Source organism: Planctomyces sp. SH-PL62 (assembly GCF_001610895.1).
Lineage (GTDB): Bacteria > Planctomycetota > Planctomycetia > Isosphaerales > Isosphaeraceae > Paludisphaera.
On sequence record NZ_CP011273.1, the window covers coordinates 60,402 to 86,219 of the forward strand.

The following is a 25,818-nucleotide window of genomic DNA, read 5'->3' on the forward strand; positions in this document are numbered from 1 at the left end:
CTCAGTCCCGGCGGGAGACGGCGCGTTCGATCAGGCCGAAGAGGGCCTCGATGGCCACGGCGAGGAGCGCGGCGGGGATGGCGCCTTCGAGCATCAGGGGGACGTCGAACTTGTCGATGCCGCGGAGGATCGGCCGGCCGTAGCCGCCGGCTCCGATGAAGCCGCCGAGCGTCGCGGTGCCGACGTTGATCACGGCGGCCGTGCGCACGCCCGCCAGGATCGTCGGGGCGGCCAGCGGCAGCTCCACCCGTCGGAGGATCGCCCAGGGAGGGAGCCCAAGCGCCTCGGCCGACTCGCGGAGCGGCCGGGGGACGCCCGTCAGCCCGGCGTGGGTGTTGCGGACGATGGGGAGCAGGCTGTAGAGCGTCAAGGCGGCGACGGCCGGCGGCGCGCCGGTGCCCCGGCCGATCAGCCACATCATCACCGGGATCATGAACAGCAAAAGCGCCAGCGACGGGATCGTCTGGAGCAGGCCCACGGCCCCCAGTACGAACCGGCCCAGCCTCGGCTTGCGTGCGGCGACGATCCCCAGCGGCACCGCGATCGCGATCGCCGCCAGGAGCGACGGCACGACCAGCAGCAGGTGCTCGCCCGTCGTCTCCAGCACCCGGCCGACCAGGGTCCCCTCGGTCGACTCGACCGCGTCCACGCCCAGTTTCGACCGCAGGAACTCGCCCGCGACCTGGGCCTCGTCGCGCTTGTCGCCTTGCACGGCGGCGTTCATTCGCTGCATCTCGGGCTCGGTGAGGTTCCCCTCCAGGCGGCGGAGGCGGTCGACGACCTTCGGGAAACGCTCGCCCAGGTCGGCGCGGTAGAGCCAGACCGCCTCGTATGAGGGGAAGAAGTCCAGGTCGTCGGGGAGCACCAGGAGATCGTACTGGGCGATCTCGCCGTCGGTGGTGTAGACCTCGGTGACGTCGAGCGCCTTCTCCACCACGCCGCGATAGGCGAGCGTATGGTTCATCCCCTGCACGTTCGTCTGGGGGAGGTTGTAGCGCGCCTTCACGCCGGGCCAGCCGTCGGGCCGGTCGAGGAACTCGTGGATGAAGCCGCAGCGCAGCTCGGGGTGGTTGCGGAGGTCGGACGTTTTGGTGACGCCCAGCGCGGCGGCGACGTCCTTGCGCATGCCGAGCGCGTAGTTGTTGCGGAAGCCCAGCGGCCGGCTCAGGCGGACGCCGCGCTCGGCCAGGGCCGCGTCGAGGTCGGGCGGCTCGGCTTTGAGGATCTGCCGCGTGATGGTCCCGGTGTACTCGGGGTAGGCGTCGATATCCCCCTGCGTCAGCGCCAGCCAGAGCGCCGGCGTGCCGCCCAGGTCGTCGCGACGGGCCTCGGCCCCGGCGTCACGCGCGAGGGCCACCCCCATCTCCGCGAGGATCACCGACTCCGTGAACTTCTTCGCGCCGATCACCACTCCCTTCTCGGAGCGGGAGCAGCCGGGGGCGATCGTCAGCCCCGTGATCAGCAGGCAGGCCGTCAAAAAGAAGCCATGCGGGCGCCTCATGCGGGCACCTCCGGCCCGCGCTGGGCCCGCACGAAGCGGGTGACGAAGGGGTCGGCGGGGCGGTGCCAGAGATCGGCGGGGCTCCCTTCCTGGACGATCCGGCCGTCGCGCAAAAGCACGACGCGGTCGGCGAAGAACGTCGCTTCGCCCAGGTCGTGGGTCACAAGAACGACCGTCTTGCGGAGCGTGCGGAAGATCTCGCGAAGCTCCTCCTGGAGGTCGGCGCGGACGAGCGGGTCGAGTGCGCCGAGCGGCTCGTCGAGCAGGAGCGCGTCCGGTTCCAGCATCAGGGCGCGCATCAGCCCCACGCGCTGGCGCTGGCCGCCGGAAAGCTCGCCGGGGTAGCGGTCCAGACCGTCGCCCGGGAACCGGGTCAGCGCGGCCAGTTCGTCCACGCGCGCGGCGATCGCGTCGCGGTCACGGCCGAGATGGCGGGCCATCAGGGTGACGTTCGCGCGTGCGGTCAGGTGCGGGAAGAGGCCGCCGTCCTGGATGACGTACCCCACCCGCAGCCGGACCGATCGGGCGGTGCTCGGCGCGACCGGCTCGCCGTCGAACGAGACCTCGCCCGAGTGCGGCCCGGCCAGGCCGATGAGGAGCCGCAGCAGGGTGGACTTGCCGCAACCGCTGGGGCCGATCAACACCGTCGTCCGATTGGGGGGGAGTTTCAGCGAGATCGGGCCGAGCGCCGGGCGCCCCGCGTACACCTTCTCGACGTCGCGGAGCGTGAACATCAGGTCGACACCGTCACGCCCTTCCAGAAGGCGACGTGGCCGGCGATCTCGGCGGCGGCCTCCTTCGGCTTCGGGTAGTACCACGCGGCGTCCGCGTTCCGATCGCCGTCCACTTCGACGCTGTAATAGCTGGCGACCCCCTTCCAGGGGCAGGTCGTGTGCGTGTCGCTCGGCTTGAAGTACTCCTGCTTGATCGAGTCGGGAGGGAAGTAGTGGTTTCCCTCGACCGTAACGGTCTTGTCGGATTCAGCCAGGACGGTGCCGTTCCACGTCGCCTTCATCCAGTGATCTCCAGAGAGGGGCGGGTTTCAGGCCGCGGTCAGGTACAGGACCGCGAAGTAGTCTCGCGCGTCGGTCCAGGATTCGTCCAGGCGGAGCCCGCACGCCTGGGCGCGGGCGGCCAGCTCGGAGATGTCGTACTTGTGGGAATTCTCGGTGTGGATCGACTCGCCGGCGAGGAAGTCGAAGGTCGAGGCCCTGACTCGCACCCGGCGCTCGCGGTCGGTCACCAGGTGCATCTCGACCCGGGACTTCTCATGGTCGTAGAACGCGACGTGGCGGAACGACTCCGCGTCGAAGTCCCCCCCCAGCTCGCGGTCGATCCGCGCCAGCAGGTTGCGATTGAACGCCGCCGTGACCCCGGCCGCGTCGTCGTAGGCGCGCTCCAGGACGGCCGGATCCTTGCGCAGGTCGACCCCCAGAAGCAGGCCGCCGCCGGGTCCGACGATCCTGGCGATCCGCCGCAGCAGGTCGTCGGCCTCCTGGGGATCGAAGTTGCCGAGGGTCGATCCGGGGAAGTACACGACCTTCCGCTCGGCCGTCGCCGCCTCGGGGACCGCGAACGGGGCGGTGAAGTCGGCGACGACCGGCTCCACGTCCAGCGCGGGGTAGTCGTCGGCCAGGGTCGCGGCGGCTTCGCGGAGGTGCTCGCCGGAGACGTCCACGGGGACGAAGCCGGCCGGGGCGTCAAGGCGGTCGAGCAGCAGACGCACCTTGGTGAGAGCACCGGCGCCCAGCTCGATCAGCAGGCAGCGCGGGCCGCAGCGCGCGGCCATCGCGTCGGCATGCCGGTGCATGATGCTCAGCTCGGTCCGCGTGGGATAGTACTCGGGCAACTCGGTGATGCGTTCGAACAGCCGCGAGCCGACGGCGTCGTAGAAGTACTTGGAAGGCAGGCGTTTCCGGGGAAGCGCCAGGCCGGCGAGCACGTCGGCCCGGAAGCGGCGGTCGGCGGCCGTCGCGAGTCGGGTGTCGATCATCATTCGGAGAGGTCCTTCGCGAGTCGGAGTCCCGAGAATTGCCAGCGGGCGTGGGGCGGGAAGAAATTGCGGTAAGTCGGCCGGACGTGCCCCGGCGGAGTGACGCACGAGCCGCCTCGCAGCACCATCTGGTTGCACATGAACTTCCCGTTGTATTCGCCGAGCGCCCCGGCGGCGGGCCGATACCCCCGATAGGCCGCGTACGGGCTGGAGGTCCACACCCATACGTCGCCATAGAACGAGCCCCCGGCGGTCGTCGGGTGGAGCCGGCCCGAGTCCAGGAAGTTCCCTTCCACCGGCCGCGAGCGGGACGCAGTCTCCCACTCGGCCTCGGTCGGCAGCCGGGCTCCGGCCCATCGGGCGTAGGCGTCGGCCTCGTAATAGCTCAGGTGGCAGACGGTCTCGGCCGGGTCCAGGGGCCGCATCCCCCGAAGCGTGAACAGCACGTGGCCGGGGCCGTCGCGGTGCCAGTGCAAGGGCGCCGACCAACCGGCGTCGCGGCCGGCGGCCCATCCGTCGGAGAGCCACAACTCGGGCCGGTCGTAGCCGCCGTCCTCGATGAACGCCAGATACTCGCCGTTGTTCACCGGACGCGAGGCCAGCGCGAACGCGGCGACGTACTCGCGATGCCTAGGCCCCTCGTTGTCGAACGTGAAGCCAGGCCCCTCATGACCGATCCAGCGCACGCCCCCCTGGTGCGGCTCCCATCCCAGGGGGCTCGGGTCGACGGCCTCCACATCAACCGCCGGGGCGTAGCAGGGCCGCAGCGGGTTCAGGCCGAACGCGTGTTTCAGGTCGGTGAGCAACAACTCCTGGTGTTGTTCTTCGTGATTCAGGCCGATCTCGACGAGAGGCGCAATTACGCCCAGGACCTGGTCGTCGGCCGACTCGATGAGACCGAGCATCCCCTCGTCGACCGCGCGGCGGTAGGCGTACACCTCGGCGACCGTGGGACGCGACAGCAATCCTCGGGCGGGGCGGGCCCAGCGATCGCCGATCGAGTCGTAATAGGAGTTGAACAGGAAGCCGTACCGAGGGTGATGCACGCGATACCCCGGCGCGTGCGGCACGAGCAGAAACGTCTCGAAGAACCAGGCCGAGTGCGCCAGGTGCCACTTGGGCGGGCTGCAATCGGGCATCGACTGGAGCTGATAATCCTCCGGCTCCAACGTCGTGCACAGTTCCTCACTGCGGCTACGGACCTCGCGATAGCGGGCCGCCAGCGCGGGACGAGCCGAAGAATCGGAAGGCAGGTCGGACATCTCGTCTCCACGGGTGTCGGACTCGGTGTCGCGGGGGCCGATCGCACCAAGGTCGGGACAGAGGCTCGGATCGTGCGTCCAGATCGGCCTGTCCTGAATGATGCATATCTCAAGCCGAACGACTGCTCGTGTTGGACCGAAGCGATTTTAGGTTCGGTCCATTCGAACGGCAAGTTTCGCAAGGCCGCCGACGATCCCCCTTCACCCATCGCGCGCTCCGCCGAAGCACACTTTCAGGCTCGATTACGGGGGTGGGAGACTGTCGACGTCATCGCTTCTCCCACAAGGGGAGCAGGATGACACCGTTACGCCACGGCCGAAGTGCGCGCCTTCCCGGCGCGTCGGCGAGACTTCCAGCGCAGGAAGACGGCCGTCGCGATCGCGGCCAGGCCGGCCCCCAACAGGGCCTTGGCCTGGATGTCGGCGGCGATATAAGTGTTCATGTCCTTCCGGTCGACTCGGGCGAACGCTTCCTCCGCGCCGCTGCGCGAGGCGATCGACTCGTTGCGCCGCGGGAAGTCGTCGAGGAAATGGTCGTCTTCGATCGACGCTCCAGCCGCGATCTTCGCCGCCTCGAACTCCTGGTAGTCCTTCTGATAGCCCTGGCCGTAGGCCAGCTCGGCTTCGAACTGGGGGAGCAGGCGCGCCACTCGGGCCGGGTCGGACGTCAGCGTCTCCTCGATCTGGGCCTGACGCTTCCGACAATGTTCGCGCAGGAACTCCTGGATGGCCGGGTCGGTCGAGTAGCGGTCGGCCAGCCGAATGGCGCGCTCGAAGGCCGTCCAGGCGATCGACCGCTGGCCGACGCGAAGCATGGTCTCGCCCAGCGCCAGGGCGAAGTGGGGGTTGGCCCCGCCCCCTTGCCGCCACATGCCGATGATCCCCAGCGTCGGCTCGTCGAACGCGACCGGCGCGCGATGCGAGGGGAGCGGGACGCCTAGCCATCCCGTCTCGGCCCCGACCTTCGTGATCTGATCGCGGACCGAGCCGGGGCTCGACGGGGACTCGCCCTTGCTGAACGCCACGTCGTAGGGGCGGCCGTAGGCCGTCTCGACCCAGTTGTTCTCGCGATCGAGGATCTGGCGGGTCCCGAGGTCGAGCCGATTGCCGAGGCAGTCGTACGTCTTCAGGAGCGCCGGATCGTCCATGGTGGCGAGCAAGAATTCGGCGATCGCGGCCTGCCACTGTTCGCGTCCGAAGTGGGCCTCGGGGTTCACCTCCACGGACTTGCGGATGAACCCGACGCCCTCGCCGAACCGCTCGCGGGCCGAGGCGTCGCCCGCGGCGGCCTGCTTGAAGCTGCCGTGGATCAGGAACGTCCCAAGGTTCGCGTATGACGTGTAGAGGTCGCGGCCTTGCAAGCCCTTCGCCTCCTGTCGGGCGAGCTTCTCGCGCATCGCCGCGACGGCCTCGTCCGACCGTCCCAGCCGGTCGAGACCCACGCCCAGGTCGTCCGTCAGGTCGAAGGCCGAGGGGTCGTCGGCCGGCAAGTCCGCGAGCTTCTCGCGAGCCAGCCGATCCCGCTCCCGATAGTAGGCGGGGCCGTGTTTGGCGAACCGCTCGTGGATCACGTCGTGGGCCATCGCGAACCGGAAGGCCACGCCCCCCTCGTACTTCGGGACGTGATGCGGCGGCGGATAGGACCGGGCCAGGAACGGGTAGTTCGACGAATCGAACGACGCCGGAAGGTTCCCGATCGCCCCGACCAGCCAGCCGACGCACCAGCCCGCCGTCATCGCCAGCGCCGTCAGGGCGACGCGTCGAGTCGCGCTCATGGTTCAGGCCCTCGCCCGGTCGCGCCTCGAAGCCACCACGAACGCCCCCACGAGCAAGGCCGCCCCGCCCCCGAGCAGCACGTCATGCCGCAGGGCCCGGCGGATCGCCCCCTCCCCCGCCCCCTCGTCCGGCCCCACCCACTCGCCATACTGCGAGCGGAACTCCCGCTCGTGCGTCTTCAGCTCGCTGTCGTTCAGGCAGGCCCCCGCCCGCCCCCCAAGGCCGACCAGCACCAGGCCCATGAGCAAGATCCGCAAGCGCGCCATGGCGAGACTCCTGAAGGAAAGGGGCCGGATTTGCTGACGAGACCATTGTCTCACAGTTGTCGTAGGATTCAAGGGCGGGTCCATTAATGTGCGTCGCGAGGACACCGCGGTCTCGGCGAAATCCCTGGGAAATGAGCCATTCGGCCCCATTTCGTCCGGAACGGCACGATGTTCGCTTGATCAGAATCGGGCTCGTCCCCCGTTGAAATGAGAGGGGAGTCGAGAGGCCCGATGGGAGCCGAGAACGATGACGCCGCATGATGGGACGACGGACGGACACGATCGCGGCCTTGAAGACGAGTCGGCCGTGGGCGGGGAGTTCCTGGTCAACGAGCCGACCGATCCGGCGCGATCCGAGGAGCCCACGCGTGGGGCCATATGGCCGTCCGGACCTCGCCAGGTCGACGGGCCGGAGGTCGGCCCTTCCGCCGGGATCGGCCTCGCCGGCCTGGCGATGTGCGCGGCGCTCTCGCTCCTGATGGGCGGTGCCGGGGCCTGGGCCTACACGAGCTTCCTGGCGCCTCGGCCCCCCGTCGCGGAGAGTGCCGCGAGCGCGACGGACGAGGCGACGGGGCAGGCCGCGACCGCCCTGGCCGCTCGGCTCGACGACCTCTCCGAGCGGGTCGAGGGCCTGCGACGGGATCAGGACGCGAAGGTCACGTCGCCGATGCCCGACTTCGGACCGCTGATGGAGCGGGTCGACAAGGTCGAGGCCGCCACGTCGGCCGTCGATTCCCTCGCCCGCAAGCTGGACGAGATCCCCGCCGAAGTGGACGCGAACCGCCGGGAGATCAAGGCCAACCGCGAGTCGCTCGACGAGGTGCGGGGGCTCGTGGCCGAGCTTCAGAAGTCGTCGACGTCTGCGAGGGCCGACGGCGGGACGGCGCCCGAAAGCGTCGGGGGGGGCGTCCCGAGGCCGAAGGCTCGGCCGACTCGGCGATCGAGCCCGGCCTGGCGGATTTCCGGCAGCGTCGATATCGCGAGGCCTTCGACGCCTTCCAGGGCCTGACGGCCGCCCGGCCCGACGACGCCCGCGTCTGGTATCTGGCCGCGCTCTCACGCGGATTTTCCACCGGGGAGTGGACCGGCGAGACCGAGCGCATGGCGCGTCGCGGGGCGGAACGCGAGAAGGCCGGCACCCCCGCCCGCCCGAGGATCGACGCGGCGCTCGAGGGCTTGACCAAGGAGACGGGCAAGGACTGGATCGCCTACTTCCGCGCCCAGGGCCGCTGAACGTCCCGTCGCCCCCGCCCGCGGGCGATCGCGGGGGGGCGATTCGGGCCGTCCACGTCACTTGGTGTTGCTGGGGGGGATGATGCTGGGGAGTTCGAGGCGCGGGCCGCCGGCCTTGGCGTTGAGGAGCTGGTGCTTGGCCTGGGTGGTCTGGCCGAGGCCGTGGATCTTGATGAAGCCCATGGCGGCGGTGGCGTCGTACTGGTCGCCTTCCTCGTAGGTCGCCAGCTCGTGGCGGTAGAGGCTGTGCGGACTCTTGCGGCCGACGACGATCAGGCCCCCCTTGTACAGCTTCATCCGGACCACGCCCGAGACGTACTGCTGGTTGGAGACCGTGAACGCCATCAGGTCCTGGTGGAGCTGGCTGAACCAGAGGCCGTTGTAGATCAGGTCGGCGTAGGTCTGGCTGACCAGGGTCTTGAACCGCTGGGATTCCTTCGAGAGCGTGAGGAACTCCAGCTCCTTGTGGGCCTCGTTCAGGAGGATCGCGCCCGGGGCCTCGTAGATCTCGCGCGACTTGATGCCGACCAGGCGGTTCTCGATGTGGTCGATCCGGCCGACGCCGTGCTTGCCGGCGGTCTTGTTGGCGGCCTCGATCAGCTCGATGCCGTCCATCTCCTTGCCGTTCCAGGCGACCGGGCGGCCCTGCTCGAAGGTGATCTCGACCTCCTCGGGCTCGTCGGGGGCGTCCTTGGGGTCGGTGGTCCACTGGAAGGTTTCGGCGGGGGGCTCGACCCAGGGGTCTTCCAGGATGCCGGCCTCGATGGAGCGGCCCCAGAGGTTCTGGTCGGTGCTGAAGATCGACTTCTTGGTCGCCTCGACCTCGATGCCGTGCTTGGCGGCGTACTCCAGCTCCTGGGTCCGGGTCCACTTCCACTCGCGGACCGGGGCCACGATCTTGAGGTCCGGGGCGAGGGTCTGGAAGGTGACGTCGAACCGGACCTGGTCGTTCCCCTTGCCGGTGCAGCCGTGGGCGACGGCCGTCGCGCCATGCTCGCGCGCCACGCGCACCATCAGCTGGGCGATCAGCGGCCGCCCCAGCGCCGTGGCCAGCGGGTACTTGCCCTCGTAGAGGGCGCCGGCCATCAGCGAGGGCCAGACGAAGTAGTCGATGAAGAGGTTGCGGGCGTCCTCGGCGACCGCCTCGACGGCGCCGGTGCGCAGCGCCTTGTCGCGGATCGCATGGATGTCCTGCCCCTGCCCGAGGTCGCAGGTGTAGGCGATGACGTCCATGTCGTACGTTTCGTTGATCCACTTGACGGCCACCGACGTATCGAGGCCGCCGCTGTAGGCGAGGACGATCTTCTCACGCGCCACGGCTATATGCTCTTTTCTCTGGGGCTGAAGCTGAGGACGAGGTAGGAAACGGAACCCGCGCCGGCCCTCGGTCTCGGGCCGCCGCACCCGCGCGCACCCCCACCCGAACGGAACCCGGCCAGGCTCCCATTATTTCGCCCGGCCCCCGGTTTGACAAACCCGTTCCGACGGGCCGGCCCAGCCGACCGGCCGCACTCCGAGCGACGATCGTCCGGGCGTCCTCGAAAACGACCCCCCCTCGCGATCACGTCACCCCAGCCCGACCCGACGCTTCAGGCGACGGCGACGCTCGCGAACGGGTTCACCAAAGCCGGACGACGCCGTACGCGTCGAACGCGAGGCCGGCGCCGACCGCCTCCCCACCCGCGCCGAGTCGGCTCGCGGCAGTTGATCGCCGAGGACGTCCTTGACCGCGAGCGGACGTTCCCCGAGGCGGAGCCGTTGCGCCTGGTCGCCGTGAGATGGGAGGGATTGCAGGACGCCGGCCTCGCCCTGGAATTCATCAAAGATCTAAAGTCGTCTAAAAACGACGGTAATTTCCGGTGTTATTCCTGATTTCTCTTGAATTAACGCAATTTATGGTGAATCATCATGGCTGTGGCGAGAACCCACATCACGATCGCCATTTCTCACACAAGGATTCGGTCGTCTCCTTGACGCCAGGCGTCGGCCTCCACTCAGGCGCAGGAGCCGAGCAGCTTCGCGGTCGCTGATCGCGCCTCGTTTCGTCGATCTCGACGGTCGCGCCTCGGCGGGAATTCACTTGACCCGCGTCACTGGGCGAGCCGGGCTCATCATCGTGGATGCGCGTCGTCGAACGCGCTCCTTCTCCTGGCGCTGCGAATGGCGGCGGCTTGGATACCGGTCTTCCGGTTGATCGGCCGAGTCGTCAGGCGCCGACCCCGCATCGGGAATCGTCCCACAGGAGTTTCGGATGGAAGAAGCAACCCAGCAGCAGGCCGCCAAGAAGAGGAGACGCCTTTCCATCGACGGCCGGCTTCTCGCGATCATCGGGCGTCGCACTCCCGCCATCTACGACATCATCCCTCAGGGGCCGCTCAGCTACTTCTCCAGGGTGGCGCTCAACCCCCAACCGCTGCCGCCCCACGAGCTGGGCGCCGCGATCGCGTCCGAATTCATCCGCATCGTCTGGTTGAGCGAGCGGTTCGGGCAGGACCTCAGCGTCGCGTTGCGCGACCTGGAGGACTGGTGCCCCACTCCCCCGAGGCCGCCGAAGTTTCCGCCGTGGTGGCCGCCGATCCCCATCCCTGACCCGCACCCGGATTGGCTCACCGACTACTACCTCGGATTCGCGACCCGTCTAGCGGCCGCCACGGCGGGGGCCGACGGCTTGCGGCTCGGCGAGACCCTGGCCCAGGCGCTCGATCGATCCGTGGCCGCGGTCGAGACCGCAATCAGTCGAGCGACCTGACCGCCGCTTCGACGGCCGGGGCGCGGACTACAGCGGTCACGGCGGTTCCCTGTGGGTCGGGGAGGAAGTCGAGACCCGGCCCCGGCCGTGCGCCGGGGCGTCTCGGGTCCGTCGAACGATCCCCGCCCCTCACTCCTCGTCCAGCGCGAAGGCCTTGCGGAGGCTTTGGAGGGCGCGGCGGCCGCCGGCGGCGTCGGCGCCGACGTTGATGCGGACCTCGCTGGTGTTGATGAGCTTGATGTTGATGGAGGCGTCGGCCAGGGCGCCGAACATGGCGGTGGCGACGCCGGTGTGGGTGCGCATGCCGACGCCGGAGACGGAGAGCTTGGCCAGGTTGGGCTCGATGGCGATCTGGCCGCCGCCGAACGGGCGGACGGCCTCGGCGGCGCGTTCGGCGGAGTCGCGGGGGACGGTGAACGAGAGGTCGGTCGCGCCGGAGAGGCTCACGTTCTGGACGATCATGTCGACGAACACGCCGGCGCGGCCGATGGCCTGGAAAACCTTGGCGGCGTAGCCGGGCTCGTCGGGGACGCCGAAGAGCGAGACGTTGGCCTGGGTCTCATCCAGGTCGACGCCGGCGATGACCAGGTCTTCCATCCCCTGCGGCAGGGCGGGGTCGGCGTCGGGGTCGGCCAGGGGGACCAGCTTCATCGGCCGCTTGCCGGCCGGGGGGGGGGCGAACGGCGTGGCGGGCTCGGCGTGGACCTCGTCGAGCAGGAACGCCTTGTGGACGGCGCGGAGGGCGGCGGCGGCGTTGGCGCGGGGGACCAGGACGCTGATCTTGATCTCGCTGGTGGTGATCATCTGGATGTTGATCCCCTCCCGCGCGAGCGCCTCGAACATGGTGGTGGCGACGCCGGTGTGGGTGCGCATCCCCAGGCCGACGACGGAGACCTTGGCGACCTCGGCGTCGTGCTGCACGCCGGCGGCGCCGACGGCTTCGGCGGCGGATTCGGCGGCCGCGATGGTCTCGGGGAGGTCCCCCTTGGCGACGGTGAAGCTCAGCTCGGCCAGGCCCTCGACGGCGACGTTCTGGACGATCATGTCGACGACGACGGCGGCCTTGGAGATCGTGTGGAAGATCCGGTGGACGACCCCCGGGCGGTCGGGGACCCCCCGGATCGTGATCCGCGCCTCGTCTTTCGCCAGGGCCGCGCCGGTGACGGGGACCCCCAGGCGGCGGGCGTCGGTCTCGGCGACGATCCAGGTGCCGGGCGCGTCGGAGAGGCTGCTGCGGACGTGGATCGGCACGCCGTACTTCTTGGCGAACTCGATCGACCGCGAGTGCATCACGCCGGCGCCCAGGCTGGCCAGCTCGAGCATCTCGTCGTAGCTGATGCGGTCGATCTTGCGGGCCTCGGGGACGATCCGGGGGTCGGTGGTGTAGACGCCGTCGACGTCGGTGTAGATCTCGCAGGCCGAGGCCCCGAGGACGGCGGCCAGGGCGACGGCCGTGGTGTCCGAGCCGCCCCGGCCCAGGGTCGTGATGTTGTAGTTCTCGTCGACCCCCTGGAACCCGGCCACGATGACGATCCGGCCGGCGTCGAGCGCCGCCCGCATCCGCTCGGTGGAGATGTTGCGGATCCGGGCCTTGGTGTGGAAGCTGTCCGTCACCAGGCCGATCTGGGCGCCGGTGAAGCTGATCGCGGGGACGCCCAGGGATTCCACGGCCATCGCCAGCAGCGCCATGCTGACCTGCTCGCCGGTGGAGAGGAGCATGTCCATCTCGCGGGCCGGGGGGCGGTCGTTGATCTCGCGCGCCAGGGCGACGAGCTCGTCGGTGGTGTGGCCCCGGGCCGAGACGACGACCAGGACCTGATCGCCTCGCTGATGGGCCTGGATCGCGCGCCTCGCGGCGGCCAGGATCTTGTCCGAATCGGCGACGCTCGTCCCGCCGAACTTCTGCACGAGCAATGGCACTGTCGACTCCCGTCTCGCCCTTGGGGCCGGCGTCGCGCCGGCCATCGTTCCGAATCGAATCGAACCGGCCCGCGTCCCGGCCGTCGGGGGCCTCATGTTTGTTGAGCCCGGGTTGAGAGCTTGCACCCGCGCGCGGGCCGGGTGGGCGGGGCGATTCATTCTAACGCCTGGCGCGGCGGGCGGCGAGACGTCCCCCGGCGCCGGAATCCCCCGCATCGCCCGTCGAACTTGCCAAGCCGGGTCGGCCTTTCCATAATAGGCGCCTGCGACGCGCCAGAGCGTCGCGAGGCGGCGCCACGGAGCGGCCCCGCCCTCGCGCCCGGCTCGAACGGCCCCGCCCTCCCCGGCCGCCGCTCCCCCGGTCGCCGCGACGATCCCCTAGCATGCATGAGAGACGCCCTGTGAAAATCGCAGTCATCGGAACGGGATACGTCGGTCTGGTCCAGGGGACCTGCCTGGCCGAGAGCGGCAACGACGTCGTCTGCATCGACAAGCTCGCGGACAAGATCGAGGGTCTGAAGCAGGGCCGAATCCCGATCTACGAGCCGGGGCTCGCCGAGCTGGTCCACCGCAATTATCGCGACGGCCGGCTCAAGTTCAGCACCGACCTGGCCTCCGGCATCGCCGACGCCGAGATCGTCTTCATCGCCGTCGGCACGCCCCAGGGGGACGACGGCGGCGCGGACCTCTCGGGCGTCTGGGCCGTCGGCCGCCAGATCGCCGAGAACCTGAACGGTCCCAAGGTGATCGTCATCAAGAGCACGGTCCCGGTCGGCACCAACGCCGAGCTCGCCCGGCAGATGAAGGAAGTCGCCCGGGTCCCGTTCGACGTGGCCAACAATCCCGAGTTCCTCAAGGAAGGCGCCGCGATCGAGGACTTCAACAAGCCCGACCGCGTCGTCGTCGGCGCCCGCCGCCCGGAGGTCGCCGAGATCCTCCACGAGCTTTACGCCCCGTTCCTCCGCACCGACCGGCCGTTCCTGGTCATGTCGCCGGAGTCGGCCGAGATGACCAAGTACGTCGCCAACTGCCTGCTGGCGACCAAGATCAGCTTCATCAACGAGATGGCCAACCTCTGCGAGATCTACCAGGCCGACGTCAACGACGTCCGCCGGGGGATCGGCCACGACCAGCGGATCGGGTTCCACTTCCTCCATCCGGGGGTCGGCTACGGCGGCAGTTGCTTCCCCAAGGACATCCGCGCGGTCGTCCACATGGCCAAGTCCCGGGGGCTGGAGCCTCGGATGATGCTCGCGGTCGACGAGGTCAACGAGGCCCAGAAGCAGGTCCTCGTCCGCAAGGTTACGGATCATTTCCAGGGCGACCTGGCGGGCAAGACGATCGGCGTCTGGGGCCTGGCCTTCAAGCCCCGCACCGACGACATCCGCGAGGCCCCCGCCCTCGTCCTGATCGACGCCCTGCTCGCCGCCGGGGCCCAGGTCCGCGTCCACGACCCCGAGGCCATCCCCAACGTCCGCGCGATCTACGGCGAGAAGATCACCTACTGCGACCGCCCGTACGGGGCTATCGAAGGGGCTGACGCGCTGGTGATCGCGACCGAGTGGAACGAGTTCCGCAACCCGGACTTCGAGGTCATCAAGCGGCTCCTCGGCCGCCCCGTCGTCTTCGACGGCCGGAACGTGTTCGACCCCGAGCGGATGGTCGAGATGGGCTTCACCTATTACGGGATCGGCCGCCTGGTCCCCGAGGCCCCGGCCGCCGGCTGAGGCCCGGCCGGCGGGATCGCCGCCGGCAGCTCGCGCCAGGCCCGGGCCAGCCGTTCCAGGCCGACCCGGGCGCAGGCGTCGGCGATCGTCGCCCGCGCCGAGGGGCGGTCGAGCCTCGCGAAGGCGTCTTCCAGGGCCGGACCGAGCGTCATCGGGTCAAGCGCCTCGCGGATCCTCGCCGTCGTCCTCGCCGCCCTCGCCGCCTCGTCGCGACGCCCCAGGATCGTCAGGGCCCGCGCCAGGCGGTAGTGCGTCCGCCAGTCGTGGGGGGCGGCCTCGCTCGCCCGCGACAGGGCCGCGACGGCCTCTTCCGGGCGGCCCTCGTAGTCCAGCTTCCAGCGGCCGTCGAGCCGATCGAACCGGGCGTCGCGGGCGGCCTCGGGCCAGGCGTCGAGGACCTCGCGGCCCCGCTCCACGTCGCCGCCGTCGGCCAGGAGGGTCGCCAGGGTCTCGCGCACGTCGGGCCGGTCGGGGTGCTTCGCGACCAGCGTTTCCAGCCGGGCCAGGCGGGTCGGGCGGTCGGGGTCGTCGGATCGGGGGTCGCCGCCGATCCGACGCCAGAGGGCGGCCTCGGCCTCCACGTCCTCCGGGTCGGCCGCGATCCACTTCTTGAGCGTGTCGCGCGCCAGGTCGTCGGGCAGGTCGGAGATCGCGGCCAGGGTCATCTCGCGGAGCACCGCCGCGCGGTCCTCGGGGGCGACGGCCTCGAACGCTTCCCAGCCGATCCTCGAGGCGTCGAACCAGCGGTCCTCGACGCGGAGGATCTCCAGCCTCAACGCCCAGGCCTTCGCGGCCTTGGGGTCGGTCGCCGTCGCCTCGCGCAAGGCCCGATCCCCCTGCGCGGCCCGGCTCAGGGCCAGGCAGGCCCTCCCCTCCTCCAGCCAGGTCGCCCCCGTCGCCGACGGCGATCCGTTCACCCGCCGCCAGAGCGCCAGCGCCGTCTCCCAATCCTTCGCCGCCGAGGCCGCCTCAGCCCGACGCCGGAGCGAGCCCGGCTCCTCCGGCCGGGCCGCCAGAAAGGCGAACGCCATGACCGCGACGGCCGCAATCACGACCACGACCACGACGCCGATCCGCCTCGCGGCCCAGGGCGACGGGGTCGATATCGCCTCGCCCCGAGGCTCGGACGAAGTTCGGATCGGGCGACGAGGCGTGCGAGGACGAGCCATGAAGCGAGGATCTCCGATTCCTGGGGGAAGTCGAGCAATCTACGGCTCTCGCCCGTATCCCTTCCCCCCTCGCGGGGGAAGGCGGCCCGCAGGGCCGGATGAGGGGGAGGACGAGCACGAAAGCCGTCGGCGTTTACGAGACGTTCGCGATGACGGAAGCCGTCGACTTCATCCCTTCTGCCGGCGCGCGGGAGGTGGCCCGTATCGGCGGATGAGGGGACGACGAGCACGCGAGCCATCAGCCGCATCCGTGCGTCCGCCTTGATGGTCCCCCTCATCCGGCCCTGCGGGCCACCTTCCCCCACCAGGGGGGAAGGAAAGAGATGGGAGGCCGCCTGATCTGCGTTCCGTCCGCGGGGATGGTCCCTCTTCATCCTGCCCGATGCGCCTCCGTTTGAGAATCCCTCCGAGAGACTCGCCGAGACTCCGTGGAAATCCCGCGCGGTTCCCGAGAAAATTGGGACGAAGAGTCGAGGATCGAATCGATCAGAACCCGGCCATGCGGATGACCTCGTACGCCTCATAGACGGCGGCGACGGCCAGGACGATCGCGACGAGGACGTTCCCCCTCACGTTGATCGCCACCGCCCCGGCGAACCGGCGGACGAATCCCTCGCGCCGGGGAGGGGGCGGCGGCGACGGCGGCTCGGCGAGGCTTGCAAGCTCCGGGTCGTCCGGGGGCGGGGGCTCGACGGGGGGGATCGGCCCGGAGCCGAACAGGTAGACGGGGACGAGGAGGGCGAAGAACGTGGCCAGGATGTAGCCCTCGCCTTCCAGGAGCAGCGTCCCGGTATGGGGGATCATCCGACCGGCCAGGATCGCCTCGGTCGGGCCCAGGATCAGGCCCCACGTCGAGGCGCGGAACATCGACAGCAGGACGCCCGAACCCGGAACGATCAACGAGGGGAGCGTGATCGCGGCCAGCGAGCCGAGCGGGAAGTTCACCAGGAACGTCACGACGGCCGCGTAGGGGATGCTCCCCGAGCGATAGGCCCGGCCCGCAGCCGCCAGCGGCCCCTTCCCCCCGTCCCCCAACTCCGACGTGACGGCCGCCAGCAGGAACGAGTTCACCGTGGGGAAGGCGTACGCCGCCAGCGACCCCGCGACGTAGAGCCCGAAAAACGCCAGATGCACCCCCCAGATCAGCCGGGGACGCCCGGCGATCTCGCGCAGCGGAGCGGTCAGGAGGATCGACGTGCTTTTCCGAGCGGCCAGGCGGCGATACAGGCCGATCAGCAGGCCCGAACCCCCGAGCAGGAAGAGCGACTGGCCGGCCAGATAGAGCCCGAAGGCGACGCCGTCGGGCCGGATTCGGGGCGTCAAAAGCTGGAACCGATCGGATGGATAGGCCGCGAGGATCAGTTCGCCGAGCTTCGCGTCGAGGCGGTCCGCATTCCTGGGGCGGATGAGCGTCACGGCCTTCGTCGCGACTTCCGGTGGGGCCAGGGCCTCGTCGAGCTTCGCGCCAGCTGTGGCCAGGTAGGACGTGGCGAACAGGGCGACGTCCGGTGTGAGCGCGCCGACGACCTGGAGCGTCCGGCCGCCGACCTGTACGTCTGTTCCGACCGCCTCGGCCCCGGCCAGGACCTCGTCGGCGTCGGCCTCGGGAATCCGGCCCGACCGGAGCCAGGGGGCGAGCGCGGCGATCTCCGGGGTGGGGAGTTCGATCAGCTTCGGGCCCACGCTCATCGCCAGCCTCGCCGCGCCCTTGGGGTCGTCGGCCGCCATCGCCTTCGCGAACTCTCCGGAGAGCCCGGAGAGCGGCAACGGCACGGCCCGCGCGGCGAGCGTCGAGGCTCCTTCCGGCGCCGCCGGCGGCCCCCCTCGCCGATCGCCATCAGGGCCGAAGCCCACGGCGCGGAGGGGTCGATCGCCATGCGGTCCTGGTACGTCCCGACCATCAACGCGAATCCCACCGCCGCGACGATTCCCCAGGCCCAGGGCCGCATGAACGCCTCCCATGTCGATTCGAGGACGGAGTGTCCGGTGGATTCTCGCCCCCCGGCCGTCGGCCCGCAAGAGGCTCGTCGAGTCGCGCCGGGGCTTCGGAACGGCCGGGCGATGACGCCGTCGAGCCCGATTCCCCGATAGAGTACATGGAGCCCGCGGACGTCGCGAGGCGGCGGCTTCCGTCGGCCCTGTTCAGCGCGGGCCGTCTTGCGTTAAGATCGCCCCCGACGATCAGGGAGTTTCCGGGAGGACCGAATCCGTCGGCCCCGGGATGCGGCCGGGCGAGACGTCCGTCGGGATGAGCACGCTCGGTCGATTCGTTCGTCGCACACCAGGATGGAGCCCCAGCATGTTGCGGACTCAGGGACGGGCGCGTCGTCGCGCCCCGCGGACCTTGGCCCTGGATTCTCTGGAAGACCGCCGGATGATGTCCGGCCCCGGGACGCTCGGCGCGGAGCCCCCGGCGATCGTCTCGCTGATCGAGTTCGACACGGCGACGGCCCGGGTCGTCGCCGAGGGGGCGGGCCGGGTCCAGCTCACCGCGATCCGGACCGGCGACCTCTCCTCCCCGGCGACCGTGCGGGCGAGGACCGTGGCGGGGACGGCCCTTCCGGGGTATGACTACGCCGCCCTCACGACCACGCTGACGTTCGCCGCCGGCGAGTCGAAGGCGACGTTCACCGTGACCATCGGGGACGACTCGATCGCGGAGGCGCTCTTCAAGTCGTTCCGGGTGGTCCTCGAAGATCCCCAGGGGGGGGCCGGGCTGGGAGCCGTCTCCATCGCCACGGTCAACATCAAGGATGACGAGCCGGCGAGCCTGGAGCCCCTGACCCTCCTGGATTTCGGCGCTTCCGGGCTCTGGACGTTCACCACCTCCGAAGGCTTCCGCAAGATCCTCGACGCCGACCCCCAGGCCGTCGTCGCCTCCTCGAACCGGATGGCCTACATCGACCTCGGCGTCCGCGGCCTCTGGCAGTGGGACGCGCTCCGCGGCAGCCGGCGGATCACCGATGCCGACCCCCAGAACATGGTGGTCGTGAACGACGACTGGAACCGCTCCGAGGACGTCCTGCTCGCCGACTTCGGCTCCGGCGGCCTCTGGCGGTGGAGCGAATCGCGGGGCTGGTCCCGCCTGAGCGAAGTGGACCCCCGGGCGATCACGGTCGACCGCCAGGCCGCCTACATCGACTTCGGCCACGGCGGCCTCTGGCGATACGGCGACGCCCTCCCCTGGTACAAGCTCAACGACCTCGCGCCCGAGTCGATGGCCGCCGCCGACGGCGTCCTCTTCCTGGACTACGGCGCGAGCGGGACCTGGAGCTGGGCCGCCAACCAGAACTGGAAGAAGCTCGGCGACTCCAACCCCCAGGGTCTCGCCGCCGCCGCCGGCGTCCTCTACGCCGACATGGGCCCCACCGGCCTCTGGAGCTGGACCGGCAACGTCGGCTGGCGCAAGCTCACCGACGCCGACCCGCGCTCGATGCGGATCGGCGGGGACAAGCTGTTCGTCGAGTTCGGCGAGTTCGGCCTGTGGTCGTGGTCGGCGAAGTCCCAGTTCGTCCGGCTGAGCTCCACCGCCGTCGACTCCTTCGTCCCCAGCCTCGGCGGCGACCGACTGCTCGTCGACCAGGGCGCCGCCGGGCTCTGGCTCTGGACCAGCGCCGGCTACCGCCGCCTGAACGCCGCGAACCCCGACTCCGTCGCCGTCACGGGCTGACGGCGATCGGGCCGCGACGCGTCAGGGGATCCTGTGGTACTTCTTGAGCGCGTCGCGGACGCCTTCGATGGGGATCGCCTCGACGGTTCGGCGGTTCGCGCCGGTCATGCTCTCGGCGCGGAGGAGGGCGTTGTAGACGGCCTCCTCGACGCCTTCGAGGGCGGCCTGGAAGAGCGGGGAGACGGCGTCCGTGGGGAGCGTCGCGCGGGGGCGGGGCCGATCGTCGCCGTGGGTGACGCGGCACTCGGGGGAGGTGGAGAAGGCGATGGCGTAGTCGCCGCTGCCGTTGGAGAACGACGAGCCGGTGCGGGCCAGGCCGAACACCCCCCGCGCCGCCAGGCGCTCGAGGTCGCGGGCGTCGAGCGGTGCGTCGGTCGCGACGACGATCATGCACGAGCCGTCGCCGTTGAGGCGGCCTTTCTCCTGGAGCCCCGCCGCGTCGTCCGCCGCGGCGAGGAAGGCGTGGCGGGACAGCTCCTTCCCGACCGGCGCGCCGTCGATCGTCAGCACGCCGCCGTAGTTGGCCTGGACCAGCACGCCGACCGTCCATCCGCCGAAGCGGGTCGGCAGCTTGCGCGACGACGTGCCGATCCCCCCCTTCCATCCGAACGCCTCGCAACCCGTCCCCGCGCCGACGTTCCCCTCGGCGACCCGGCCGTCGGCCGCCTGCCTGATCGCGTCCACGACATGCTCGCGGTGGAGGCGCATCCCCCGGATGTCGTTGAGGCCGCCGTCGTTGGTCTCGCCGACCAGGGCGTTGACCGAGCGGACGGCGACGTTCTCGGGATGTTCCAGCGTGTAGGCGACGACGGCGTCGACCGCCGCGCCGACGGAGAGCGTGTTGGTCAGCACGATGGGCGTCTCGATCGTCCCCAACTCCTTCACCTGGGTCGAGCCCGCGAGCTTCCCGAAGGCGTTCCCCACGAAGACCGCGCCGGCGACCTTCTCGCGGAAGAGGTTCCCGCCGTGCGGCAGGATCGCCGTGACGCCGGTGCGGATGGAATCCCCATCGATCATCGTCGTCTGCCCGACCTTCACGCCGGGCACGTCGGTGATCGCGTTGTGCGTCCCGGTCTCGAACACCCCGGGCGCGACGCCCAGCTCGCGGGCGCGAGGACGCGCCGGAGGCTCGCCGGCGGCGGCGAGCGGGGTGACGCAGGCGGCCACGAACAACATCCCGAGACGACGTCGAACAGCCATTCGCATTCCCTCCTCGCTTGGGTTCCGGCTCCCTGACACTTCGGCCGTCGCGTCCGGGCAGCGGAATCGGGCCGCCCGGAAGACGATCCGGCGCCCTCGCCGCCCCATCCGCAGAGCGAATGATGACGCGCCCCGAGCCTCGCCACCCCCGCGAGGGCGGCGGCCGTGAAGACGAGGCTTCGGACCCGCGCCGGCAGGCGGGTGACGAACCTAAGATAGACCAACGAAACGGTCGACGCGATGGGGATGCCGACAAGGAGCCATGAATATACGCATCCGACCAATATCGAAGGGGCGCTCCACGACCGCTCCCGACGCCGGGATCCAGGGGGCGGTCTCGGCCGGGCGTCGGGAGAGGCGCACGGAAAAGCCCTCCCCCGGCGGTGGGGGAGGGCTTGAAGCGGAGCGGAAGCGGGGTGGGCCCGCGGCTTACCGCGAGGTGACGGCCTTGGACTTGTCGCCGGGCTTGGCGAGGGCGCCGTGGGTCGCTTCCTCGTGGCCGATCCAGTCGATGAGGATCGGGGTGGCGATGTAGACGGTGCTGTAGGTTCCGCTGAGGAAGCCGACGACCAGGGCGAAGGCGAAGCCGTGGAGCCCCTCGCCGCCGAGGACGTAGAGGACGACGACGACGAGCCAGGCGGTCAGCGACGTCAGGATCGTCCGGCTGAGGGTCTGGTTGATGGCGGCGTTGACCAGCTGCGGGGTGAGGTGGGGGGTCTTCCCCTTGATCTCCCGGATGCGGTCGAAGATGACGATCGTGTCGTTCACCGAGAAGCCGATGAGCGTGAGGAAGGCCGCGACGATCGGCAGGTCGATCTTGAACTGGTCGATCATCAGGAGCGTGTTCAGGCCCGGGACGAGCGCCAGCCAGTAGCTGACGGCGATGGCCCCCAGGGTGATGAGGACGTCGTGGACGACGGCGAGCACCGCGGCCAGGCCGTAGGTGAACGAGTGGAACCGCCACCAGAGGTAGGCCACGATGATGATCCAGCTCGCCACGGTGGCGATCAGGGCCAGGGTCCGGGTCTCCGAGGCGACCGTGCTGCCGAAGTTGGCGATCCGCTCGAAGAGCATGTCGCGGTTGTTCGCCAGCGAGTCCTTCAGGGCTTCCAGCTCGGCCTTGGCGACGTCGGGCTCCAGGTCGGTCTTGAGGATCAGCTTGGTCCCCTCGGCGCGGGCCTTGCCGCCGGAGCCGGCGGCGGTGATCTCGAACCGCGAGTTCGGGTTGACGATCCCGGCGGCGTCGAGGACCCGGGCGAACTCGGACGAGACCACCTGGGCCGGGGGCTGGGTGCTGTTGAACGAGGTGGTGTTGAACGCCAGCTCGTACTCGCGGCCGCCGGCGAACCGGGCGACCATCGAGGGGGCGGACTTCGCCGCGGCGGACGCCGACGCCGGGGCCGCGGGCTCGCCGATCGCCTTCTCGGGGCCGACGGTCATGTCGATCTTGGCGAGCGACGGGCCGAACGCCTCGATGATCTGGTTCTTGACCTTCTGCGAGTCCTGCTCGGTGGTCCGGATGTTGAACCGGGCCGCCTGCTCCTTCTGGTTCTGGCTGACGCGGAGGCTCTCGATGGTGACGTCGGGGAGGACGCCGGCCTTCTCGCGGACGAGCTCGGTCCGCTGGCTGGAGGAGAGGCTGCGGACGGTGGCGTCGGCCTCGTTCAGCCGGATGGTCACCAGGGTGCCGCCGGTGAAGTCGATGTTGTACATCGTCCGGCCGCGGGCGAAGAACGCCCCCAGGCCCAGCAGGATCACGACGAGGGAGACGGCCATGCAGTAGTAGCGGGGGCCGACGAAGTCGATGTTCGTCTTGTCCAGCATCTGGCGGAAGTGCAATTCGCGCAGCCAGCCGCGGGCGTAGGCGGTCTCGAAGATGTGCCGCGACATGAAGACGGCGGTGAACAGGTTCCAGAGCATGCCCAGGATCATCGTCAGGGCGAAGCCCTTCACTTCCTCGGTGCCGACGGCGTAGAGCACGATCGCCGCGAGCAGGTTGGTGACGTGGGAGTCGAAGATCGTCACCCAGGCCCGGTTGAAGCCGTTGCGGATCTGCTGCGCCAGCCCGGCGCCGCGCTCCTTCTCCTCGCGCATGCGTTCGAAGACCAGCACGTTGGCGTCGACCGCCATGCCGATCGTCAGGGCGAGCCCGGCCAGGCCGGGGAGCGAGAAAGTGGCCTGGATGAAGGCCATCGAGCCCACCAGGAGGATCATGTTGACGACCAGGGCCACCACCGCCACCACGCCGGCGAAGCGGTAGTAGATGATCATGAAGACGGGGACGACGAGCATCGAGACCCAGATGGCCCGCCAGCCCTTGGCGATCGAGTCCTCGCCGAGCGTCGGGCCGACGTTCTCCTCCTGGAGCGGCGTCGGGTCGAGGCTCGCCGGCAGGCTGCCGGCCTGGAGGATGTTGATGAGGTGCTGGACCTCCTTGACCTTGAACCCCTGGCCGCCCCCCTCGATGATCCCCGAGTCGCGGATCTCCGAGTTGATCGACGGGGCCGACATCACCAGGTTGTCCAGCAGGATCGCCAGCTGGTAGCGGAAGGCGTCCCCCTCCTCGGGCAGGTGCTCGCGGGTGAGCTGGCCGAAGCGGCGGGCGCCCTGGCGGTTGAACTGGAAGCCGACCGCCGGCTGGAGCTTCTCGTCGGTCTGCATGTAGGCCCGCGAGAGGTACTTGCCGGTGACGTCCTGGCGGTCCTGGACGCAGAGGATGTAGGTCTCGGTGCGGCCCTCGGAGACCTTCTCCTCGCGGACGATCGGGTCGCCCGGGCGGGGGTTGGTCGGGTCGCCGCCGCGGATCCCGCTGGGGTTGTACTCGACCCGGTACGAGGCGATCGAGCCGAGGTTGTGGGGCTCGGCCAGGGTGAGCGTGTCGTTCGTGTTCCGGAGGATCGGGATCGCCAGCGTCTTGTCGGCGCCGGTCGCGTCCTTGCCGGTCAGGACGACTTCCACCCCGGCGTAGAGGTCGCGCTTCCAGTTCTGCTGGGGGTCGGTGATCGAGGCCTCGGTGAACTGGGGCTCGGTCCCGGTGGAGACCTCGCCCAGCCGCGCCCACTTGTAGCGCGCGGGGGGCTTGGCCAGGCCGCCGGGGCCCATCGCGCGGGCGATCGCCTCGGAGTCGTGCTTCTGGTTGGCGAGGATCCGGAACTCAAGCGAGCCGACGTCCGTCAGCATCTTCTTGATCTCCTCGACCTCCTCCGGGCTCGCCTTCGGCAGGATGATCTCGATCCGGTTGTTGCCGATGTTGCGGATCGGCGTCTCCTTGACCCCCTGCGGGTCGGCCCGCTGCTTCAGCGCGGCGATCAGCTCCTCCATGTTGAAGTTGCCGGACGACGTACTCTCCTTGGCGACCTCGTAGACGAGGATCGTCCCTCCGGAGAGGTCGATGCCCAGCTTCAACTTCTTCTCGGGGGGAGACATGGCGATCAGGCCCAGGAGGGTCGATCCCACGATCAAGATGCTCTTCCAGTTCACAAGGTTCTTCATCGGCGTTCCTCAAGCCCCGCAGGCGGCGGCCGACCGCGGTCCCTGGTCGGCGGAAATCGGGATGGGATCGGATTCGATCGGAGAAATCAGGATGGCTCGATCTGCACGCCCCCTCGCGGGGGAGGCGGCCCTCGGCGTCCGAACGGTCGGCGTCCGGGGACGTTCGACGCCCGGCCGCATCGGCGAGGCGAGGAGGCGACGGGGCCCGGCGCGGCCGGGAATCGCCGCTCCGGGGGACGGAACGCTCAGTCCGACCCCGGTCCTTCCAGGACCCGGACGACGCTGGCGCGGGTGACGCTCATCTTGACCCCCTTGTCGTCGTCGATCCGCAGGCCGATGCGGTCCGACGACGGGTCGATCGAGACGACGGTCCCGTAGATCCCACCGGCGGTGACGACCTTGTCGTTCTTCTTCAGGGAGTCGATCATCGCCCGCCGCTTCTTCTCCTGCTCCTTCTGGGGCATGTAGATCATGAAATAGAAGAGCAAGGGGATCGGCATCAGGAACAGGAGCGTCGTCCAGTTGCTGGGCGGCGCGCCCCCGTCCTGGGCGAAGAGGGGGCCGATCACGTCGAACAATCCTGGCATCATGGGGGTCCGATAAAGGCTCGTTGGGTTTCGCGAGGGGGGCCGCGGCGCGGACGCGGGACTCGAAACCCGTCGGCGGCCGGATTTTCCTGCACTCTAACGCCTAGGGTCCCAGGGCTTCAAGCACTTCCAACCGCAACTGGACGAATCGGCCGGCGCGGATCGCTTCCCGCGCCCGCCGCATCAGGCGGTGGAGATACGCCAGGTTGTGGATCGACGCCAGGATCGGCCCCAGCATCTCCTTCGCCAGGAACAGGTGCCGCAGGTAGGCCCGCGAGAACTTCGCGCAGGCGAGGCAGTCGCACCCCTCCTCCAGCGGCCGGGGGTCGCGGGCGTGGGCCGCGTTGCGGAGCTTCACCGGGCCCTGGTCGGTGAAGCAGGTGGCGTTGCGGCCGTTGCGGGTGGGCATCACGCAGTCGAACAGGTCGATCCCCGCCAGCACGGCGTCGAGCAGGTCCTGCGGGCGGCCCACCCCCATCAGGTAACGGGGACGGTCCTCCGGGAGCCGGTGGACGGAGACGTCGAGCGCCCGGCGGACCTCCTCGCGGCTCTCGCCCACGCTCACGCCGCCGACCGCGTAGCCGTCGAAATCCATCGCGATCAGGGCCTCGGCGCAGCGGGCCCGGAGGTCCTCGTGGGAGCCCCCCTGGACGATGCCGAAGAGGGCCTGGTCGGGGCGTCGCCTCGCCTCCCGGCAGCGGCCGGCCCAGGCGATCGTGCGGTTCACGGCCGCCTCCACGTCCGCCTTGGCGGCCGGCAGGGCCGGGCACTGGTCCAGGCACATCGCGACGTCCGCCCCCAGGGCCTCCTGGATCGCCACGGCGCGCTCGGGGGTCAGCTCCAGCAGCCGGCCGTCGAGGTGCGACCGGAACGTCGCCCCCCGGTCGGTGATCTTCGCCTTGTCGGCCAGGCTGAAGACCTGGAACCCCCCCGAATCCGTGAGGATGGGGCCGTCCCAGGCCATGAAGCGATGCAGGCCCCCCATCGCCGCGACCGTCTCCTCGCCGGGGCGGAGGGCCAGGTGGTAGGTGTTGGCGAGCACCATCCGCGAGCCGACGTCGCGGAGCTGGTCCGGGGTCAGGCCCTTCACGGTCGCCTGCGTGCCGACCGGCATGAAGGCGGGGGTCTCGACCGGGCCGTGGAGGGTGTCGAGCCTCCCCGCGCGGGCGGCCGAACCGGCGTCGCGCGCCGTCGCCGTGAAGCGGACGGGGCGGACGCCGGGCGTGGGGCTCGCGGCGAGGGGCGCGGCGGGGGCGGTTTCCGGGCTCAAGGT

Annotated in this window: 20 protein-coding genes; 5 read left to right on the top strand and 15 right to left on the bottom strand. The window is 70.0% G+C overall.

The features are described from left to right. Position 1: 1 nt before the first annotated feature. From VT85_RS00245 to VT85_RS00275, 7 genes are all read right to left on the bottom strand, one after another. The gene (locus tag VT85_RS00245) at positions 2-1,501 is read right to left on the bottom strand and encodes a glycine betaine ABC transporter substrate-binding protein (protein WP_068409113.1); all 1,500 of its coding nucleotides are present in this window, start codon (positions 1,499-1,501) and stop codon (positions 2-4) included. Next, positions 1,498-2,235: an ATP-binding cassette domain-containing protein gene (locus VT85_RS00250; protein ID WP_068409115.1), complete on the bottom strand. Its 738-nt coding sequence runs from the start codon at positions 2,233-2,235 to the stop codon at positions 1,498-1,500. Before VT85_RS00250 ends, VT85_RS00245 begins: the two co-directional genes overlap by 4 nt. Beyond that, complete coding sequence (locus VT85_RS00255) at positions 2,235-2,516, bottom strand: DUF427 domain-containing protein (protein WP_068409116.1); 282 nt, start codon at positions 2,514-2,516, stop codon at positions 2,235-2,237. Before VT85_RS00255 ends, VT85_RS00250 begins: the two co-directional genes overlap by 1 nt. Before the next feature lie 27 nt (positions 2,517-2,543). After that, positions 2,544-3,497, bottom strand: a complete 954-nt coding sequence (gene egtD, locus VT85_RS00260) for an L-histidine N(alpha)-methyltransferase (protein WP_068409117.1) — start codon at positions 3,495-3,497, stop codon at positions 2,544-2,546. Then, positions 3,494-4,756 (bottom strand): ergothioneine biosynthesis protein EgtB, encoded by a 1,263-nt coding sequence (egtB, locus tag VT85_RS00265; protein ID WP_068409118.1) that lies wholly within the window; start codon positions 4,754-4,756, stop codon positions 3,494-3,496. Before egtB ends, egtD begins: the two co-directional genes overlap by 4 nt. A 305-nt stretch (positions 4,757-5,061) precedes the next feature. Next, positions 5,062-6,531 carry a hypothetical protein gene (locus VT85_RS00270; RefSeq protein WP_068409119.1) on the bottom strand — a complete coding sequence of 490 codons (1,470 nt, stop codon included), beginning with the start codon at positions 6,529-6,531 and terminating at the stop codon, positions 5,062-5,064. A gap of 3 nt (positions 6,532-6,534) precedes the next feature. Next, on the bottom strand, positions 6,535-6,798 hold the full coding sequence (locus VT85_RS00275) for a hypothetical protein (protein WP_068409121.1): 264 nt from the start codon (positions 6,796-6,798) through the stop codon (positions 6,535-6,537). A 247-nt stretch (positions 6,799-7,045) separates the two neighbouring features. On the opposite strand from VT85_RS00275, the gene VT85_RS00280 reads away from it, so the two are divergent. Then, a complete protein-coding gene (locus VT85_RS00280) occupies positions 7,046-7,807 on the top strand; it encodes a hypothetical protein (protein ID WP_068409123.1) in 762 nt (253 codons plus the stop codon). 92 nt (positions 7,808-7,899) lie between these two features. Next, positions 7,900-8,031, top strand: a complete 132-nt coding sequence (locus VT85_RS29565; protein WP_255376966.1) for a hypothetical protein — start codon at positions 7,900-7,902, stop codon at positions 8,029-8,031. A 57-nt stretch (positions 8,032-8,088) separates the two neighbouring features. Here VT85_RS29565 and VT85_RS00285 read toward each other — a convergent pair whose 3' ends face one another. Beyond that, positions 8,089-9,348: an argininosuccinate synthase gene (locus VT85_RS00285; RefSeq protein ID WP_068409125.1), complete on the bottom strand. Its 1,260-nt coding sequence runs from the start codon at positions 9,346-9,348 to the stop codon at positions 8,089-8,091. A gap of 934 nt (positions 9,349-10,282) precedes the next feature. Between VT85_RS00285 and VT85_RS00290 the strand changes: the two genes are divergently transcribed. Further along, entirely contained in the window at positions 10,283-10,780 is a 498-nt protein-coding gene (locus VT85_RS00290; protein WP_068409127.1) for a hypothetical protein, read from the top strand. A gap of 129 nt (positions 10,781-10,909) precedes the next feature. Here the strand turns inward: VT85_RS00290 and VT85_RS00295 are convergent, their stop codons facing one another. Then, complete coding sequence (locus tag VT85_RS00295; RefSeq protein ID WP_068409129.1) at positions 10,910-12,700, bottom strand: aspartate kinase; 1,791 nt, start codon at positions 12,698-12,700, stop codon at positions 10,910-10,912. 401 nt (positions 12,701-13,101) lie between these two features. Here VT85_RS00295 and VT85_RS00300 point away from each other — a divergent pair, with 401 nt between their 5' ends. Continuing rightward, positions 13,102-14,427, top strand: coding sequence for a UDP-glucose dehydrogenase family protein (locus tag VT85_RS00300; RefSeq protein ID WP_068409131.1), 1,326 nt, complete (start codon positions 13,102-13,104; stop codon positions 14,425-14,427). Here VT85_RS00300 and VT85_RS00305 read toward each other — a convergent pair. Further along, the gene (locus VT85_RS00305; protein ID WP_156512586.1) at positions 14,382-15,491 is read right to left on the bottom strand and encodes a tetratricopeptide repeat protein; all 1,110 of its coding nucleotides are present in this window, start codon (positions 15,489-15,491) and stop codon (positions 14,382-14,384) included. The genes VT85_RS00300 and VT85_RS00305 overlap by 46 nt on opposite strands. A gap of 591 nt (positions 15,492-16,082) precedes the next feature. Continuing rightward, positions 16,083-17,369 (bottom strand): hypothetical protein, encoded by a 1,287-nt coding sequence (locus VT85_RS00310; RefSeq protein ID WP_156512587.1) that lies wholly within the window; start codon positions 17,367-17,369, stop codon positions 16,083-16,085. Between the two features lie 526 nt (positions 17,370-17,895). On the opposite strand from VT85_RS00310, the gene VT85_RS00320 reads away from it, so the two are divergent. Continuing rightward, entirely contained in the window at positions 17,896-19,266 is a 1,371-nt protein-coding gene (locus VT85_RS00320) for a Calx-beta domain-containing protein (protein WP_197491010.1), read from the top strand. Between the two features lie 21 nt (positions 19,267-19,287). On the opposite strand, the gene VT85_RS00325 is transcribed toward VT85_RS00320, so the two are convergent. The 4 genes from VT85_RS00325 to tgt all read right to left on the bottom strand — a co-directional run bounded on the left by VT85_RS00325 (position 19,288) and on the right by tgt (position 25,815). Then, positions 19,288-20,466 (bottom strand): P1 family peptidase, encoded by a 1,179-nt coding sequence (locus tag VT85_RS00325; protein WP_197491011.1) that lies wholly within the window; start codon positions 20,464-20,466, stop codon positions 19,288-19,290. Positions 20,467-20,895: 429 nt separating this feature from the next. After that, positions 20,896-23,958: a protein translocase subunit SecDF gene (locus tag VT85_RS00330; RefSeq protein ID WP_068409144.1), complete on the bottom strand. Its 3,063-nt coding sequence runs from the start codon at positions 23,956-23,958 to the stop codon at positions 20,896-20,898. A gap of 245 nt (positions 23,959-24,203) precedes the next feature. Further along, positions 24,204-24,548, bottom strand: a complete 345-nt coding sequence (gene yajC / locus VT85_RS00335; RefSeq protein ID WP_197491012.1) for a preprotein translocase subunit YajC — start codon at positions 24,546-24,548, stop codon at positions 24,204-24,206. Between the two features lie 100 nt (positions 24,549-24,648). Next, a complete protein-coding gene (tgt, locus tag VT85_RS00340; RefSeq protein WP_082858245.1) occupies positions 24,649-25,815 on the bottom strand; it encodes a tRNA guanosine(34) transglycosylase Tgt in 1,167 nt (388 codons plus the stop codon). Between the last annotated feature and the right edge of the window lie 3 nt (positions 25,816-25,818).